The sequence below is a fragment of the Streptomyces sp. M92 genome, from assembly GCF_028473745.1.
Classification (GTDB): Bacteria; Actinomycetota; Actinomycetes; order Streptomycetales; family Streptomycetaceae; genus Streptomyces.
Genome location: NZ_CP101137.1, coordinates 6,177,317 through 6,192,073 on the forward strand (window position 1 = coordinate 6,177,317; position 14,757 = coordinate 6,192,073).

General features: G+C 74.1%; 14 protein-coding genes. 8 read left to right on the forward strand and 6 right to left on the reverse strand.

Annotated features, from left to right (window positions below; genetic code table 11):
- Positions 1 to 43: 43 nt before the first annotated feature.
- Positions 44 to 367: a hypothetical protein gene (locus M6G08_RS28230; RefSeq protein ID WP_043376270.1), complete on the reverse strand. Its 324-nt coding sequence runs from the start codon at positions 365 to 367 to the stop codon at positions 44 to 46.
- Positions 368 to 458: 91 nt separating this feature from the next.
- On the opposite strand from M6G08_RS28230, the gene M6G08_RS28235 reads away from it, so the two are divergent.
- Positions 459 to 1,328 carry a fructosamine kinase family protein gene (locus M6G08_RS28235; RefSeq protein ID WP_272589938.1) on the forward strand — a complete coding sequence of 290 codons (870 nt, stop codon included), beginning with the start codon at positions 459 to 461 and terminating at the stop codon, positions 1,326 to 1,328.
- A gap of 4 nt (positions 1,329 to 1,332) precedes the next feature.
- Here the strand turns inward: M6G08_RS28235 and M6G08_RS28240 are convergent, their stop codons facing one another.
- Together M6G08_RS28240 and M6G08_RS28245 are read right to left on the reverse strand one after the other, a co-directional pair.
- Positions 1,333 to 2,991: a catalase gene (locus M6G08_RS28240; RefSeq protein ID WP_272589939.1), complete on the reverse strand. Its 1,659-nt coding sequence runs from the start codon at positions 2,989 to 2,991 to the stop codon at positions 1,333 to 1,335.
- Between the two features lie 217 nt (positions 2,992 to 3,208).
- The gene (locus M6G08_RS28245) at positions 3,209 to 3,445 is read right to left on the reverse strand and encodes a hypothetical protein (protein ID WP_073730273.1); all 237 of its coding nucleotides are present in this window, start codon (positions 3,443 to 3,445) and stop codon (positions 3,209 to 3,211) included.
- A gap of 170 nt (positions 3,446 to 3,615) precedes the next feature.
- On the opposite strand from M6G08_RS28245, the gene M6G08_RS28250 reads away from it, so the two are divergent.
- Genes M6G08_RS28250 through M6G08_RS28260 form a run of 3 tightly spaced genes read left to right on the forward strand, consistent with a single transcriptional unit; the run spans position 3,616 to position 6,176 of the window.
- Positions 3,616 to 4,281 carry a TetR family transcriptional regulator gene (locus tag M6G08_RS28250; RefSeq protein ID WP_272589940.1) on the forward strand — a complete coding sequence of 222 codons (666 nt, stop codon included), beginning with the start codon at positions 3,616 to 3,618 and terminating at the stop codon, positions 4,279 to 4,281.
- Between the two features lie 10 nt (positions 4,282 to 4,291).
- The gene (locus M6G08_RS28255; protein ID WP_272589941.1) at positions 4,292 to 5,092 is read left to right on the forward strand and encodes an SDR family NAD(P)-dependent oxidoreductase; all 801 of its coding nucleotides are present in this window, start codon (positions 4,292 to 4,294) and stop codon (positions 5,090 to 5,092) included.
- Positions 5,093 to 5,135: 43 nt separating this feature from the next.
- Positions 5,136 to 6,176 (forward strand): NAD(P)-dependent alcohol dehydrogenase, encoded by a 1,041-nt coding sequence (locus tag M6G08_RS28260; protein ID WP_272589942.1) that lies wholly within the window; start codon positions 5,136 to 5,138, stop codon positions 6,174 to 6,176.
- 137 nt (positions 6,177 to 6,313) lie between these two features.
- Here M6G08_RS28260 and M6G08_RS28265 read toward each other — a convergent pair whose 3' ends face one another.
- Complete coding sequence (locus M6G08_RS28265; protein WP_272591456.1) at positions 6,314 to 7,846, reverse strand: helix-turn-helix domain-containing protein; 1,533 nt, start codon at positions 7,844 to 7,846, stop codon at positions 6,314 to 6,316.
- A gap of 134 nt (positions 7,847 to 7,980) precedes the next feature.
- On the opposite strand from M6G08_RS28265, the gene M6G08_RS28270 reads away from it, so the two are divergent.
- Together M6G08_RS28270 and M6G08_RS28275 are read left to right on the forward strand one after the other, a co-directional pair.
- Complete coding sequence (locus M6G08_RS28270) at positions 7,981 to 8,601, forward strand: L-threonylcarbamoyladenylate synthase (protein ID WP_073730278.1); 621 nt, start codon at positions 7,981 to 7,983, stop codon at positions 8,599 to 8,601.
- Between the two features lie 118 nt (positions 8,602 to 8,719).
- Entirely contained in the window at positions 8,720 to 9,475 is a 756-nt protein-coding gene (locus tag M6G08_RS28275) for a dienelactone hydrolase family protein (protein ID WP_272589943.1), read from the forward strand.
- 243 nt (positions 9,476 to 9,718) lie between these two features.
- Here the strand turns inward: M6G08_RS28275 and M6G08_RS28285 are convergent, their stop codons facing one another.
- Positions 9,719 to 10,696 carry a TauD/TfdA dioxygenase family protein gene (locus M6G08_RS28285; protein WP_272589944.1) on the reverse strand — a complete coding sequence of 326 codons (978 nt, stop codon included), beginning with the start codon at positions 10,694 to 10,696 and terminating at the stop codon, positions 9,719 to 9,721.
- Between the two features lie 164 nt (positions 10,697 to 10,860).
- On the opposite strand from M6G08_RS28285, the gene M6G08_RS28290 reads away from it, so the two are divergent.
- Both M6G08_RS28290 and M6G08_RS28295 read left to right on the forward strand, forming a co-directional pair.
- Positions 10,861 to 11,691 (forward strand): aldo/keto reductase, encoded by an 831-nt coding sequence (locus M6G08_RS28290; protein WP_272589945.1) that lies wholly within the window; start codon positions 10,861 to 10,863, stop codon positions 11,689 to 11,691.
- Between the two features lie 50 nt (positions 11,692 to 11,741).
- Positions 11,742 to 12,359 carry a DNA polymerase ligase N-terminal domain-containing protein gene (locus M6G08_RS28295; RefSeq protein ID WP_272589946.1) on the forward strand — a complete coding sequence of 206 codons (618 nt, stop codon included), beginning with the start codon at positions 11,742 to 11,744 and terminating at the stop codon, positions 12,357 to 12,359.
- A 40-nt stretch (positions 12,360 to 12,399) separates the two neighbouring features.
- Here M6G08_RS28295 and M6G08_RS28300 read toward each other — a convergent pair whose 3' ends face one another.
- Positions 12,400 to 14,742, reverse strand: a complete 2,343-nt coding sequence (locus M6G08_RS28300; RefSeq protein ID WP_272589947.1) for a SpoIIE family protein phosphatase — start codon at positions 14,740 to 14,742, stop codon at positions 12,400 to 12,402.
- Between the last annotated feature and the right edge of the window lie 15 nt (positions 14,743 to 14,757).

A 14,757-nucleotide genomic window follows, 5' to 3' on the forward strand; every position in this document is an offset into this window, starting at 1 on the left:
CGCCCCCCTCCGCTCCCGCCCCCGCCCCTGGCCCCGCCCCCGCTCACCAGGCCACACTGGGAATCGCGGGCCGGCGAACCGCCTCGGCCGCGTCCCGCAGGTGCAGTGCGACGGTGATCAGCGCGCGCAGGGCCGAGGGCCGCAGGCTCTGGGCGCTCTCGGCCGCCAGCACCAGCAGACAGCCCGCGGCCTGCTCGACGACGGGGACCGAGAAGGCGAAGTCGTCGCCGTCGGCCCCCCGGAAGGCGCGCCACGGGGTCGCGGCGCCGTCGATGGCCTTGTGGACGGCCTGCTCGAGGTGATGGGCGGCCTGTTCGCACACCGGCGCGGGGAGGGTGATGGTCCGATGGAACGCTGAACTGGTCATAGTCCCACTGCTCCCCCGCGCCCGGTGCGTTCGATCGGCGCACCGGGCGTTTTTCACCAGGTCGGCCGCAGCGGGGCCTAGGCTGGCGACCGTGCGCCCCCTCACCTCGCCCTCGGCCGTCGCCGCCCGGTTCACCGGCAGGCCGGCGACCGGTGAACGCCCGTTGTCCGGTTCGCTCACCGAGGTCACCCTCGACGACGGGCGCACGGTGATGGTCAAGCGCGGCGACGGTACGGCAGCGGCGCGGGCCGAGGCGGCGGGGCTGCGCTGGCTGGCGGCCGCCGGGACGGTACGGATTCCGGTGGTGCACGGCGACGACGAGCGGTGGCTGGTCACGGATCGCGTGGCGCAGGGCCGGGCGACCGCAGGGGCGGCGGACCGGTTCGGCCGGGACCTGGCCGCCCTGCACGCCGCCGGGGCGCCCGCGTTCGGCGCCGCGCCGCCCGGCGGACCCGAGGAGGCGTTCATCGGGCTCGCCCGGATGCGCAACGCCACGGGGAACGACTGGCCGCGCTGGTACGCCGAGCACCGGGTGCTGCCGTATCTGCGGGAGGCCGTCGACGCCGGGACCGTCCGGCCGTCCGAGGCGGCCGACGTCGAGCTGGTCTGCGAGCGGCTGCCCGACCTGGCGGGGCCGCCGGAGCCGCCCGCCAGGCTGCACGGCGACCTGTGGAGCGGGAACGTGCTGTGGGGCGCCGAGGGGCAGGTGCACCTGATCGACCCGGCGGCGCACGGCGGCCACCGGGAGACCGACCTGGCGATGCTGCGCCTCTTCGGCTGCCCGCACCTGGAGCGGATCCTGGCCGCCTACGACGAGGCGGCGCCGCTCGCCGACGGCTGGTCCGGCCGCGTCGGCGTGCACCAGCTCTTCCCGCTGCTGGTGCACGCCGTGCTGTTCGGCCGGGGCTACGCCGAGCAGGCCCTGACGGTGGCCCGGGCGGCGCTGCGCTCGGCCGGGTGAGGCGTCAGCGCGTGACGACGTGCCGCTCGTTCGGGACGCAGTGGGTCATGGTCAGGCCCTCGACGTCGCGCGGCGGGTTCTTGCCGAGGTTGGCCAGCCGTTCGCGGTCCTCGTCGGTGAGGTCCTGGCTCGCCAGCGGCTCCAGGTGCTTGACGTCCTGCGGGCTGATGCCGATGCCTTCGCCGACCCGCAGCCCGAGGTCGTTCTCGACCAGCAGGAAGTGCCACACCATGCGCTCCTGCACCGGCCGGTCGCACTGGGAGAGCAGGTTGACGAAGTTCGCCACCAGGTCGTCGCGCTCCCACTCCTCCAGCAGCAGGTACCGCTGCCCGGCCTGCATGTAGTCGTTGGTGCGGGGGATGCGCTTGCGGGTGAGCCGCCCCCGGACCTCCGGGCCCTGCTCGTCGTGGGTCGGGTACTCGGCCTCGCGCAGGCCGCCGGTGATGGACGGCTCGTAGTTGACGATCGGGTTCTCGCCGCCGCCGTCCTGGTGGTAGGCCATCAGTCCGTCGCGCTGGTTGGTGCGCACGTCGGCGTTCTTGGCCTGGTTGACGGGCAGCTGGAGGTAGTTCGGGCCGACCCGGTAGCGCTGGGTGTCGCTGTACGAGAAGGTGCGGCCGACCAGCATCTTGTCGTCGGAGAAGTCCAGCCCGTCGACGAGGACGCCGGTGCCGAAGGAGATCTGCTCGTTCTCGGCGAAGTAGTTGTCCGGCATCCGGTCGAGCACCATCCGGCCGACCGGCCTGGCCGGGAACTCCTGCTCGGGCCAGGTCTTGGTGTCGTCGAGCGGGTCGAAGTCCAACTCCGGGTGGTCGTGGTCGTCCATCATCTGGACGAGCAGTTCCCACTCCGGATAGTCGCCGCGGGTCACGGCGTCGTAGAGGTCCTTGGTGGCGTGGCCGAGGTTCTGTGCCTGGACGTTGGCGGCGTCCTCCTCGGTCATGCTGCGGACTCCCTGCTTGGGCATCCAGTGGTACTTGACGAGCTTGGTCTCACCGGCGGCGTTGACCCACTTGTAGGTGTTGACGCCGAAGCCCTGCTGGTGGCGGTAGTCCGCCGGGATGCCGCGCGGGCTGAACAGGTTGACCAGCATGTGCATGCACTCGGGCGTCTGCGACATGAAGTCGAAGATGCGCCGGGGCTGCTGCTCGAAGGTGACCGGGTCCGGCTTGAGCGCGTGGATGACGTCCGGGAACTTGATCGCGTCGCGGATGAAGAAGACGGCGAGGTTGTTGCCGACGAGGTCCCAGTTGCCGTCCTCGGTGTAGAACTTCACCGCGAAACCCCGGGGGTCGCGGGCGGTCTCGGCCGAGTCGCGTCCGCCGATGACGGTGGAGAACCGGACGGCGAGGTCGGTGCGCTTGCCCCGCTCCTGGAAGAGCTTGGCCCGGGTGTAGCGGTCGATGGGCTCGTCGCCCCAGGCCCCGTACGCCTCGAAGTAGCCGTAGGCGGTCACCCCGCGGGCGTGCACGACGCGCTCGGGGATGCGCTCGCGGTCGAAGTGGCTGATCTTCTCCAGGAACTGGTAGTTCTCCAGCGTGGCGGGGCCGCGGGCGCCGACCGTGCGCTGGTTCTGGTTGTCGTAGACGGGGTGCCCCTGGCGGTTGGTGAGCACCTTGCGGTCGTCGCCGGAGGCGGGGCCCTGGCTCGATACGTCCGTCATGTTCGTGGGCTCCTTCGACTCGTGGCCGTCGTCGGACGCGGCCCTGAGCTGCGAGGCGGCCGTCGGCCGCGCACATGGGTGGTGCGGGTACCCCAGGGTGAGGTGCCCGTCACATACCGATGTGCACGCATTCGCCGGGTTTCACACCAAGGACCCGGCCACCCGGCTCACGGGTGCGTCCGGGTCCTCGCGAAACGGGCGGGACGGTCGTGCGGGGTCAGCCGCCGTTCAGACGGGCACGCAGCAGCCCCTTGCCCAGTTCGGCGCCCTTGCGGCTGTCCGCCTGCGCCTTGCGGAACAGCTCCGCGACTTCGGTGTCCTTGTTGCGCTCGGCGTCCTGGATGTACGTCTCCAGGCGCAGCGCGTTGTTGAGGCACGACTCGACGTACCAGATCAGGTTGTAGTCCTTGTCCTGTGTGCCGGTCACGCCGCCGGTCTCCGTGCCGCTGGTCATGCGGTCCTCCTCCTCGATGTTCTCGATCCGAGTTCTCGATCCGAAGCGCGGCCCGGGTACCCGTGGCGCCGCAGGGCACACGGCTCCTCGGACACCGCCGGGCACCGACCGGAAATGTCTCGCTGGGCCACATGTCTCACTGAGACATTTTCGGGTGTACGCTCGGGGGCATGACGGCGACGAAGCCCTCCCCCGCCTCCGGCGACCGGCGGCAGCGCAAGGCGCTGCGGACCCGCGACGCGCTGGCCACCGCCGCCTGCGACCTGATCCTGGAACGCGGGTCGGCGGCCACCACGGTGGAGGCCATCGCCGAGCGCGCGGACGTCACGCGCCGCACGTTCAGCCGGTACTTCGCCGGCAAGGAGGACGCGGCCCTCGACTTCGTCCGGCGGGACGGCGACCGCATCAACGCGTTGCTGCGGTCCCGCCCCGCGGGCGAGCCGCCCCTGCTCGCCTACCGCAGGGCCGTGCGCGACTGGCTGACCGACCGGGACGACCCGGCCTGGCACGTGCGTCCCCGGATGCGCCGGCTGCTGGCCCTGGCCGACAGCGAGCCCGGCCTGTTCGCCGCCTACCAGCGCATCCGGGTCGACGCCCAGGAGGAGTCGATCCGGATCGTCGCCGACCGGCTCGGCACCGACGACGCCCGGGACGTGCGCCCGGCAGCCGTCGTCGACGCCGCCGCCGGAGTCCTGATCGCCGCCATGCGCCTGTGGGCGCGGGGCGACGGGCGGGACTCGGGAGCCGCAGACCTCGCCGCCCTCGTGGAGCGGGCCTACGACGCCCTGACCTCGGAGGCCGCGGCCGCGACCCCCGACAGCACCCCGGAAGAATGAGACACGCACCATGAGCACCACCGGCGCCACCCCCGCCACCACCCCCACCACCGTCCCGCCCGCGGAGTTCACCGGGCGGACCGCCCTGGTCACCGGCGCCGCCTCCGGCATCGGCCTGGCCACCGCCCGCCGCCTCGGCTCCGCCGGAGCGAAGGTCGTCGTCGCCGACCACAACGCGGAGGGCGCCGAGAAGGCCGCCGCCGAGCTGCGGGCCGAGGGCGTCGAGGCCGCCGCCGTCGAGCTGGACGTGACCGTCCCCGAGTCCGTCGAGTCCGCCGTGCGGTTCGCCGTCGACACCTTCGGCACCCTGGACCTCGCCGTGAACAACGCCGGGATCGGCGGTCCCAGCGCCCCGACCGGCGAGTACGACGTGGACGCTTACCAGCGCGTCGTGCGCACCAACCTCGACGGCGTCTTCTACTCGATGCGCTACGAACTGCCCGCCATGGAGGCGGCCGGCCGGGGCGGCGCCGTCGTCAACGTCGCCTCCATCCTCGGCTCGGTCGGCTTCGCCGGCTCCCCCGCCTACGTCGCCGCCAAGCACGGCGTGGTCGGGCTGACCAAGGCCGCCGCGGCCGAGTACGCCGCCCAGGGCATCCGGGTGAACGCGGTCGGCCCGGGCTTCATCGACACCCCGCTGCTGAAGACCATGGACGAGGCCGCCTACGACGGCCTGGTCGCCCTGCACCCGGCCGGCCGGCTCGGGCGCTCCGAGGAGGTCGCCGAGCTGATCGCCTTCCTGCTGTCGGACCGGGCGTCGTTCGTGGCCGGCAGCTACCACCTGGTCGACGGCGCCTACACCGCCGTCTGAGAACTGGCACATCCACCGGGGGGACGAACAAGGGAGTTCGACCATGAAGGCACTGCAGTACCGCACCATCGGGGCGCCGCCCGAGGTGGTGACGGTCCCCGACCCGGAGCCCGGCCCCGGCCAGGTGCTGCTGAAGGTCACCGCCGCCGGCGTGTGCCACTCCGACATCGCGGTGATGGGCTGGCCCGCGGAGGGCTTCCCGTACGAGCTGCCGTTGACCCTCGGCCACGAGGGTGTCGGCACGGTGGCCGCGCTCGGTGCCGGAGTGAGCGGGCTGGACGAGGGCACCGCGGTCGCCGTCTACGGTCCGTGGGGCTGCGGCACCTGCGCCAAGTGCGCCGAGGGCAAGGAGAACTACTGCCTGCGCGCCGGCGAGCTGGGCATCCACCCGCCGGGGCTCGGGCGCCCGGGGTCGATGGCCGAGTACCTGCTCGTCGACGACCCCCGGCACCTGGTGCCGCTGGACGGGCTCGACCCGGTCGCGGCGGTGCCGCTGACGGACGCGGGGCTGACGCCGTACCACGCCGTCAAGCGCTCGCTGCCCAAGCTGGTCCCCGGGTCGACCGCGGTGGTCATCGGGGCCGGCGGCCTCGGCCACGTCGCCATCCAGCTGCTGCGCGCGCTGACCTCCGCCCGGGTCGTCGCCCTCGACGTCAGCCAGGACAAACTGCGCCTGGCCCGTGAGGTGGGCGCCCACGAGACGGTGCTGTCGGACGCGAAGGCGGCGGACGCGGTGCGTGAGCTGACCGGCGGTCTCGGCGCCGAGGCCGTGTTCGACTTCGTCGGTGTGGCGCCGACGGTGAAGACGGCGGGCGCCGTCGCGGCCGTCGAGGGCGACGTCACCCTGGTCGGCATCGGCGGCGGGTCGATCCCCGTGGGCTTCGGCCTGCTGCCGTTCGAGGTGTCGGTCAACGCGCCCTACTGGGGCAGCCGCAGCGAGCTGATCGAGGTGCTGGACCTGGCCCGCTCGGGAGCCGTGTCGGTGCACACCGAGACGTACTCCCTGGACGACGCGCCGCTCGCCTACGAGCGGCTCCACGAGGGCAAGGTCAACGGCCGCGCGGTGATCCTGCCTCACGGCTGAGCCCGCCCGGCGGGGCGCGGGGCCGCGGGGACGCGACCGGTCCCCCGTTCCGGTCGGACCCCCGCGGCCCCTCGAAACTACGTGGACGGCTCGGCCGATGTGAATCGTGCCGATGCCCGCTGCCGGACCATCCGGACTCACCCGTGCACAGATGAGTCCGGATGGTCCGTCTTTGTCCCGTGCAGTGCGGGCTCGTCGAGGTCCCCGGCCGCCAGGTGGGCGAGCACGACCTCGTACAGGTCGCCGCCGGCGGCGAGCAGTTGGCGTTCCAGGACGGGCTCGGCGCTGCGGACGTGCTCGCGCACCGTCTGCGCGTGCACACCGAGGGTCTGGGCGGCCCGCTCGGCGTTGCCGCCGGCGGCGATCCAGGTGCGCAGCGTCCGCCGCAGGTCCCGGGCGTCGGGCTCCAGGCGACCCAGCAGGTCCCCGGCCCAGGCACGCAGCGCGGGCCCGGCCAGCAGGTCGGTGAGACGGGCGGGGCCGGGCCGGCCCGCGCCGCCGTCGGCGGCGTGCTGGTCGAGGCCGGCCTGTGCGTTCATGGCGAGGTGGACGGTCGCGCGGACCGCCAGGTCGGCGAAGTCCGTGCGCAGCAGCCCCTCGACCCGGTCCATCCGGGCGCGGACCGTGTTGCGGCTGACGCCGAGGATCTTCGCGGTGCTGACGGCGGTGAACTCCAGGCCGAGCCTGGTGGTGGCGAGCAGTTCGGCGCGGGTGTGGTGCGGGAGCGCGTCGAGTGGGCGCAGCAGGTGGGCCGTCCAGCCGTACAGGGCCGCCGGGTCCATGAGGAGTTCCGGACGGGTGCGCTCGGCGTACACGGCCGCCTGCCGCGGCCGGTAGCGGGCGACGGCCAGGGCGCTGACGGCCTGCCCGTACGCCGTGGCGGTGCGGGCCAGGCTCTGCCGTGCGCTGCCGCCGAGGAAGACGCCGGGGAGGCGGCCGACGAGCGAGCGCAGTTCCCGCCCGGCCGCGTCGCGGGGCGCCAGGACGATCACATGGCCGTCCATCGCCGGGCACCGTACGACCAGCGCCCGGTCCCCGGTCGCCGACAGGCACTCCTCGGCGAGACGGTCACGCTCCCCCGCCGCGCACTCCACGACGTACACGCACGCGGTGTCGGTGTCGAGGAGTCCCGGCCAGAGACCGGCGGCGACGCGGCGGGCGGAGACGGTGTCCTCCACCATCAGCAGTTGCAGGATGGCCAGGCGCAGGTCGGAGGTGGCGCGGCGCAGCCGGTGTCCGGCGGCGGCCGACTCGTGTCCGGCCAGAAGCAGTTCCAGCACCTGGGCGGTGTGCGTGACGATGTCAAAGGCACGGCGGTCGAAGGGGGTCTCGCGGGTCACCGCGAGGACGGCGGCCGGCGCCGGGTGGACCCGCTCCACGCGGACGAGCCGCAGATGGCGGCCGCGGTCCTCCAGGGCGGCGGTCGCGATCCGGCCCGAGGTGATGTCGGCCACCAGCGACTCGTCCGGTGCGGTGCGGGTGCCGGCCAGCAGGCGGCCGGTGCCGTCCTGCAGCGACACGGTCGCGTGCGCGGCCCTGGCGAGCCAGGTCACCACCTTGTGCACGTCGCGTCCGGCGGGCCGCAGGTGGTCGAGCAGCTCCTCCGCCCAGTCGGCGCGTGCCCCGGCTCCCGCTTCCCGCTGCCGTGTTCCTTCCTCGCGGCCCGCCACGTCGGCCTTCCCATCTTCCTCGTCCCGCCCCCGGCCCAGATGCGGACGGTACCGCACCGCCCGGGCGCGGGCGGCCTCCGTGCCGTCGACCGGGCCTGACGGTCCGCGCACGCCGACGGGCATAAGCTCGGTGAATGGCGAAGTACTTCGACGTGCACCCCGACAACCCCCAGCCGCGCAGCATCGCGCAGGTCGCCGACAGCGTCCGGTCCGGCGCGCTGATCGCGTACCCCACCGACTCCTGCTACGCGCTCGGCTGCCGGCTGGGCAGCCGTGACGGCACCGAACGCATCCGGTCGATCCGGCAGCTGGACAACCGGCACCACTTCACGCTGGTCTGCCAGGACTTCGCGCAGCTCGGTCAGTTCGTGCAGATCGACAACGACGTGTTCCGGGCGATCAAGGCGTCCACGCCCGGCAGCTACACCTTCATCCTGCCCGCGACGCGGGAGGTGCCGCGCATGCTCCAGCACCCGAAGAAGAAGACCGTGGGCGTGCGCATCCCCGACCACGTCGTCACCCAGTCCCTGCTCGCCGAACTCGGCGAGCCGCTGCTGTCCAGCACCCTGCTGCTGCCCGGCGAGGACGAGCCGATGACGCAGGGCTGGGAGATCAAGGACCGGCTCGACCACGTACTGGACGCGGTGATCGACTCGGGCGACTGCGGCACCGAGCCGACCACGGTCGTCGACTTCTCCGGCGGTGAGGCGGAGATCGTGCGACGGGGCGCGGGCGACACGGCCCGGTTCGAGTAGCGGGCCGCCCCGCTCAGGGGGCGGAGCCGTCCCGGGACCCGGCGTGCCAGGATGACCATGATCCGCGGGTGTGGCCGGCGGGTCGCCCGCGAGCATCCGACAGAGAGGCAGGCCCGCCGTGACCGCCGTACAGGGAACCGCCGTCGACGTCCGCACCGAGGACGGCACCGCCGACGCCTACGTGACGCACCCCGCCGGAGGCGGTCCGTGCCCCGCCGTCCTCCTCTACATGGACGCCTTCGGGTTGCGCCCGCGGCTGCGGGAGATGGCCGACCGGCTGGCCGGCGCCGGGTACACCGTCCTGGTGCCGAACGTCTTCCACCGCAACGGGCGGGCCCCGGTCGCGGAGCTGCCGGAGTTCATCGACCCGGCGGCGCGGCCGGGTCTGTTCCGGCTCCTCGGACCGGCCTTCGAGGCGCTCACGCCCGAGCGGGCGATGCGGGACGCCGACGCCTACCTGCGGTGGCTGGAGCGGTTCCCGGCGGCGGCGGACGGTCCGGTCGCGCTGACCGGCTACTGCATGGGCGCCGGCCTCGCCCTGCGCACGGCCGGCACCTATCCGGACCGGGTCGCCGCGGCGGCCGGCTTCCACGGCGCCAACCTGGCCACCGAGGCACCGGACAGCCCGCACCTGGTGGCCGGCCGGATCACCGCCGAGCTGTACTTCGGCCACGCCGACCAGGACCCGGGCCTGCCCGCCGAGCAGCAGGAACGCCTGACGGCGGCCCTGGCCGGGGCCGGCGTCCGGCACCGCTGCGAGGTCTACGAGGGCGCGCCCCACGGCTACACGCAGGCCGACACCGCGGCGTACGACCCAAAGGCGGCCGAACGGCACTGGGCGGCGCTGCTCGACCTGCTCGAGCGCACGTTCTGACCCGGGCGCCCGCCGGGAGCCCGCCTCCCTCTCCGCTCACCCTGCCGCTTGCGGTCCTCTGGCACGAGCCCGGTCCCGGCGGCCACGGCGGCGTGCGCGTCGTGCCGCCTCAGAGGCATGCCCGCGGCGTGCGCGGTCCCGGATTCGTAGGGGTCGGCGCCGGACACGGCTCGCACGCCCCCGGTCCGCCCGGCCTCCACGGGTCCCGCGATGCCGGGACCTCCCCGGCATCGGCCCGGGTGGTCACCAGCGGCCGGGCTCGCTGCCCACGACGGCCTCGGAGCGGGAGCCGTCGACCCCGGCCGGTACGTCCCCGGCGAGCATCACGCGGTGCATGGTCCGCGGATGGTCGAGGTGCGCGTTGTCGCTCGGGGCGAGGTGGATGGTGGCCCGGTTGTCCCAGAAGGCGACGCTGCCCGGCTCCCAGCGGAAGCGGACGGTGTACTCGGGCCGGGTGGCCTGCTCCAGCAGCAGTTCCAGGACCGCCGCGCTCTCGGGGCGGGTGAGGCCGGCGATCTGCTCGACGTAGTAGCCGTTGACGAACAGCACCCGCTCCCCCGTCTCGGGGTGGACGCGGACCAGCGGGTGCAGGGTGGCCGTCTGATGGTCCAACAGGTGCCGGACGTAGGCGTCGTCGCCCGGCCTGGGCTGGTAGCCGACGCCGAGCCGGTGCTCGGCGCGCAGGCCGTCGGCGAAGGCGCGCATCGGCGCGGAGAGCCCGGCGTAGGCGGCGGCGAGGTTCGACCAGGTGGTGTCGCCGCCGTACGGCGGGACCGTCTCGGCGCGCAGGATCGTGAAGGCCGGCGGGTCGACGCGGGCGCCGTGGTCGCAGTGCCAGCCGCGCAGCAGGGTGTGGCGCCGGCGCCGCAGCCACTCGTCGTGCTCCATGCCGAAGCGTCCGCCCAGCTCCAGCCGGTCGGCGGTCGTCTCGACCTCCGGGTGGCCGGCCGGCGAGGCCTTGCCGCGCCGGGGCAGCACCACCGGCTCCCCGAAGAGCCGGGCGAACGCGACGTGTCCGGCGTGGTCGAGGCGCTGGCCGCGGAAGAACACCACCTTCCAGCGCAGCACCGCCGCCCGGACCGCCGCGACCTGCGCCGCGTCGAGGCCGCCCGCCAGGTCGACGCCGTGGACCTCGGCGCCGATGTGTCCGGCGGCCGGTGCCACCTCGATCCCGGCCGCGTCCGCCGCCGTACATGTCGCCGCTGCCCTGTCCGTCGTCATGCGCACTCCCGTGGTCGTCTCGGTCGTCCGTTCCGGCTCAGGGGAGATCGTGGCAGACGGGTGGCCGGCGCCCGCCCCGTCCCGCCCGGTTGATCACCGCCGACCGGGTGGGCGAGGCTGGGCGGGCAGCACACCACCGCGCACATTCGAGGGAAGGTCCCACGGTGATCAGCATCCCGACGCACACGCTCAACGACGGCACCGCGCTCCCGGCGCTGGGGCTCGGCACCTGGCCGATGACGGACGACGAGGCCCGGCGGGCGGTCCGCGAGGCCCTGGAGGCGGGCTACCGTCTGATCGACACGGCGGCCAACTACCGCAACGAGACGGGCGTCGGCCGCGGTGTGGCCGACAGCGGCGTCCCGCGCGAGGAGATCGTGGTGACGACCAAGCTGCCGGGCCGCCACCACGGCTACGAGGAGACACTCGCCTCCTTCGAGGAGTCCCGCGCCCGGCTGGGCCTGGAGTACGTCGACCTGTACCTGATCCACTGGCCACTGCCCCGGGTCGACGAGTACGCCGACTCCTGGAAGGCCATGGTCAAGCTGCGCGACGACGGCCTGGTGCGCTCGATCGGCGTCTCCAACTTCACCGCCGGGCACATCGAGCGGCTGGAGAAGGAGACCGGGGTACTGCCTTCGGTCAACCAGATCGAGCTGCACCCGCTCTTCCCGCAGGAGGAGCTGCGCGCCTTCCACGAGCGCAAGGGCATCCGCACCGAGAGCTGGAGCCCGCTGGGCCGCGGCAGCGACCTGCTGGACGACCCGGCCGTCGCCGCGGTCGCCGGCGCGCACGGCGTGACGCCCGCCCAGGCGGTCCTGCGCTGGCACACGCAGCTCGGCGCGGTCCCCATCCCCAAGTCCGCCGACCCCGCCCGGCAGCGCGCGAACCTGGACGTCTTCGGGTTCGCACTGGACGACGCGCAGCTGCGCGCGGTCTCGGACCGGGCGCACCGCCGGATCGGCGGCGACCCGGAGGCGCACGAGGAGTTCTGAGCGGGGTACCCGGCCCCGGTCGGCGTACGTCTTCCGGGAAGGAGCCGCAGGTGGGCGAGGGCGACGGGCTGCGGGACTACCGCGGCAGGCGTGACTTCGGCCGGACCGGCGAACCTGCGGGGCGCGGGGCGTCCGCGCTGCGCGGCGAGCCCCGGTTCGTGGTGCAGATCCACGACGCGAGCACCCTGCACTTCGACTTCCGTCTCCAGGTCGCGGACGTGTTCAGGTCCTGGTCCGTGCCGAAGGGGCCGTCGGCGGACCCGGGCGACAAGCGGCTGGCCCTGCCCACGGAGGACCATCCGCTGGAGTACGAGGAGTTCGAGGGCGTGATCCCCGCGGGCGAGTACGGGGGCGGCACGGTCATCGTCTGGGACCACGGCACCTACGAGCCGCTGAGCCACGACCGCCGGGGGCGGCCGGTCGACTTCGGCGAGTCGCTGGCCCACGGCCACGCCAGGTTCCGGCTGCGCGGCGCGAAGCTGCGCGGCGAGTACGCGCTGACCCGGTTCCGCGGCGGGCGGGACGGCGACCAGGAGGAGGCCTGGCTGCTCGTGCGGACGGCCACCGGCGGCGCCCGCGGGCGCGGCACCCCGGACCCACGGCGGGCGCGGTCGGCGCGGACCGGGCGGACGCTCGCCCGGGTCGCCGCGGAACGCGGCGCAAAGTAGCGAGTGGTGCCTTCCTTCGCGTCCCGGGGCGGTGGTTCGCTCACTCGGCGGGCAGCGCCTGTTCGGCCCAGATCGTCTTGCCGGTGGTGGTCTGCCGGCTTCCCCAGCGCTGGGTGAGCTGGGCGACCAGGAGCAGGCCCCGGCCGCCCTCGTCGTAGGCGTGGGCCCGGCGCAGGTGCGGTGAGGTGGAGCTGCCGTCGGAGACCTCGCAGATGAGGGCGCCGTCGCGGATGAGGCGGAGCTGGATGGGCGGCTCGCCGTAGCGGATGGCGTTGGTGACGAGTTCGCTGACGACCAGTTCCATGACGAACGCCGTCTCGTCCAGTCCCCAGGCCGACAGCTGTTCGGTGGCGGACCGCCGGACGGCGGCGACGTGCGCGGGGTCCGGACTGATGTCCCAGGTGCGGATCTGGCCGGCTCCCAGTGCCCGGGTGCGGGCCAGCAGCAGCGCCACGTCGTCGCTGGGCTCCTCGGGCAGCACGGCCTTGAGCACGGTGTCGCACAGGGCGTCGAGCGAGGCGGCGGGCGCGGTCAGCGCGCGGCACAACTCCGCGGTGGCGTGGTCGAGGTCGCGGTCGCGGTCCTCGACCAGGCCGTCGGTGTAGAGGGCGACGACGGTGCCCTCGGGGAGTTCCACCTCGGCCGCCTCGAACGGGAGCCCGCCCACGCCGAGCGGCGGGCCCGCGGTCATCGCCAGGAGCCGGGTGGTGCCGTCGGGCAGGACGAGGGCCGGTGCGGGGTGGCCGGCGGCGGCCGCGGTGAGGCGGCGGGAGACCGGGTCGTAGACGGCGTACAAGCAGGTGGCGCCCAGTTCCGCGACCTCGTTGCCGGTGTCGCCGGCCACGAGGTGGGTGACGAGGTCGTCGAGGTGGGTGAGGAGCTCGTCGGGGGGCAGGTCGACGTCGGCCAGGGTGCGGACGGCGGTGGCGAGACGGCCCATGGTCGCCGTGGACGGGATGCCGTGGCCGACGACGTCGCCGACGACGAGGGCGACGCGGCTGCCGGACAGGGGGATCACGTCGAACCAGTCGCCGCCGATGCCGGCCGCGGAGGCGGAGGGGAGATAGCGGTGGGCCACCTCGACCGCCGCCGGTCCGGGCAGGCCCCTGGGCAGCAGGCTGTGCTGGAGCACCAGTGCGGTGGCACGCTCGCGGGCGAAGCGGCGGGCGTTGTCGATACAGACCGCGGCCCGGCTGGCGAGCTCCTCGGCGAGGACGACGTCGTCGTCGACGTACGGCTCCTGGGGCGCGGCTCGGACGGCCACCACGACTCCGAGGGTGGTGCCGCGGGCCAGCAGCGGCACCGCCAGGGTGGAGCGGACGCGTTCCCGGTAGCCGCGGTTGTGCGGCGCCTGTTCGTTGCGGACCCGCATCCACCGGTCGAAGTCCGGGTCACCCGGCTCCGACAGCACCACCCGCCCCAGGGCCACCGCGCGGGCGGGTGCGGAGTAGGGCGGGTAGACGTCCGTCTCGCCCAGGTGCACGGACGCCCGTGGGGCCCCCTCGGTGGCCGCCCCGTGCGCGACGCGGCGCAGTGTGACGCCCGCGGCGGCCGGCGAGAGGGGTTCCTGCGTGCCGAGGACCCAGTCGAGCAGGTCGACGCTCGCGAAGTCGGCGAAGCGGGGGACGAGGAAGCCGATGAGCTCCTCGGCGGTGCGTACGACGTCCAGGGTGGTGCCGATGCCGGCGGCGGCCTCGTTCAGCAGGGCCAGCCGCTTGCGCGCCCGGTGCTGGAGGGTGCTCTCGAAGCCCGCCACGGCGACGGCGGCCACCTCGTCGGACGCGTCGCGGACCGGCCACATCTCGATGGTCCAGGCGTGCTCGCCGAGCCGGGAGGAGGCCGGGGCGAAGGTCTCGTAGCGTGCGGGACGGCCGTTCTCGGCGACCTGCCTCAGGTGGCGCAGGAACGCCGCGCCGTCGGCGTCGAGCTCGTCCATGACGTCCGAGATCGGCCGCCCGATCAGGTCTTCGGACCGCAGACCGAGCATGCGGCGCGCCGTGTCGTTGACCTGGAGGTAGCGCTGCTGGACGTCGTGCACCGACATCGACAGGGAAGCCTGCCGGAAGGTCTCCCCGGTCAGCTGGAACGCCGGGCGCTCGGACGGGCCCGCGGTCAGCGCGTACCCCTGCGGTGTGCCGGCCGTCCCGAGCAGGGGCGAGGCGCGCACGTGCGCGGACACGGTCGAGCCGTCACGGTGACGGAGCAGGACGGTGGCGGACAGGCCGGTCAGCGCCTCGGGCGGCAGGTCCCGGGCGAGCAGCTCCCGCGCGTCCCGTCCCACCACCTCTTCGGCCGGGTGGCCGGTCAGCCGTCGGGCGCCCTCGCTCCAACCCGTCACCGTGCCGCGGATGTCCAGGGTCGCCACGGCGGAGGCATGCTCCATGATGTCCAGGATTGA

Excerpts from the sequence above, each read along its gene's own strand:
- M6G08_RS28245 (WP_073730273.1), bottom strand. The coding sequence starts at position 3,445 with ATGACCAGCGGCACGGAGACCGGCGGCGTGACCGGCACACAGGACAAG.
- M6G08_RS28260 (WP_272589942.1), top strand. The coding sequence starts at position 5,136 with ATGAAGGCACTGCAGTACCGCACCATCGGGGCGCCGCCCGAGGTGGTG.
- M6G08_RS28300 (WP_272589947.1), bottom strand. The coding sequence starts at position 14,742 with ATGGAGCATGCCTCCGCCGTGGCGACCCTGGACATCCGCGGCACGGTG.
- M6G08_RS28230 (WP_043376270.1), bottom strand. The coding sequence starts at position 367 with ATGACCAGTTCAGCGTTCCATCGGACCATCACCCTCCCCGCGCCGGTG.
- M6G08_RS28240 (WP_272589939.1), bottom strand. The coding sequence starts at position 2,991 with ATGACGGACGTATCGAGCCAGGGCCCCGCCTCCGGCGACGACCGCAAG.
- M6G08_RS28250 (WP_272589940.1), top strand. The coding sequence starts at position 3,616 with ATGACGGCGACGAAGCCCTCCCCCGCCTCCGGCGACCGGCGGCAGCGC.
- M6G08_RS28285 (WP_272589944.1), bottom strand. The coding sequence starts at position 10,696 with ATGACGACGGACAGGGCAGCGGCGACATGTACGGCGGCGGACGCGGCC.
- M6G08_RS28255 (WP_272589941.1), top strand. The coding sequence starts at position 4,292 with ATGAGCACCACCGGCGCCACCCCCGCCACCACCCCCACCACCGTCCCG.
- M6G08_RS28270 (WP_073730278.1), top strand. The coding sequence starts at position 7,981 with ATGGCGAAGTACTTCGACGTGCACCCCGACAACCCCCAGCCGCGCAGC.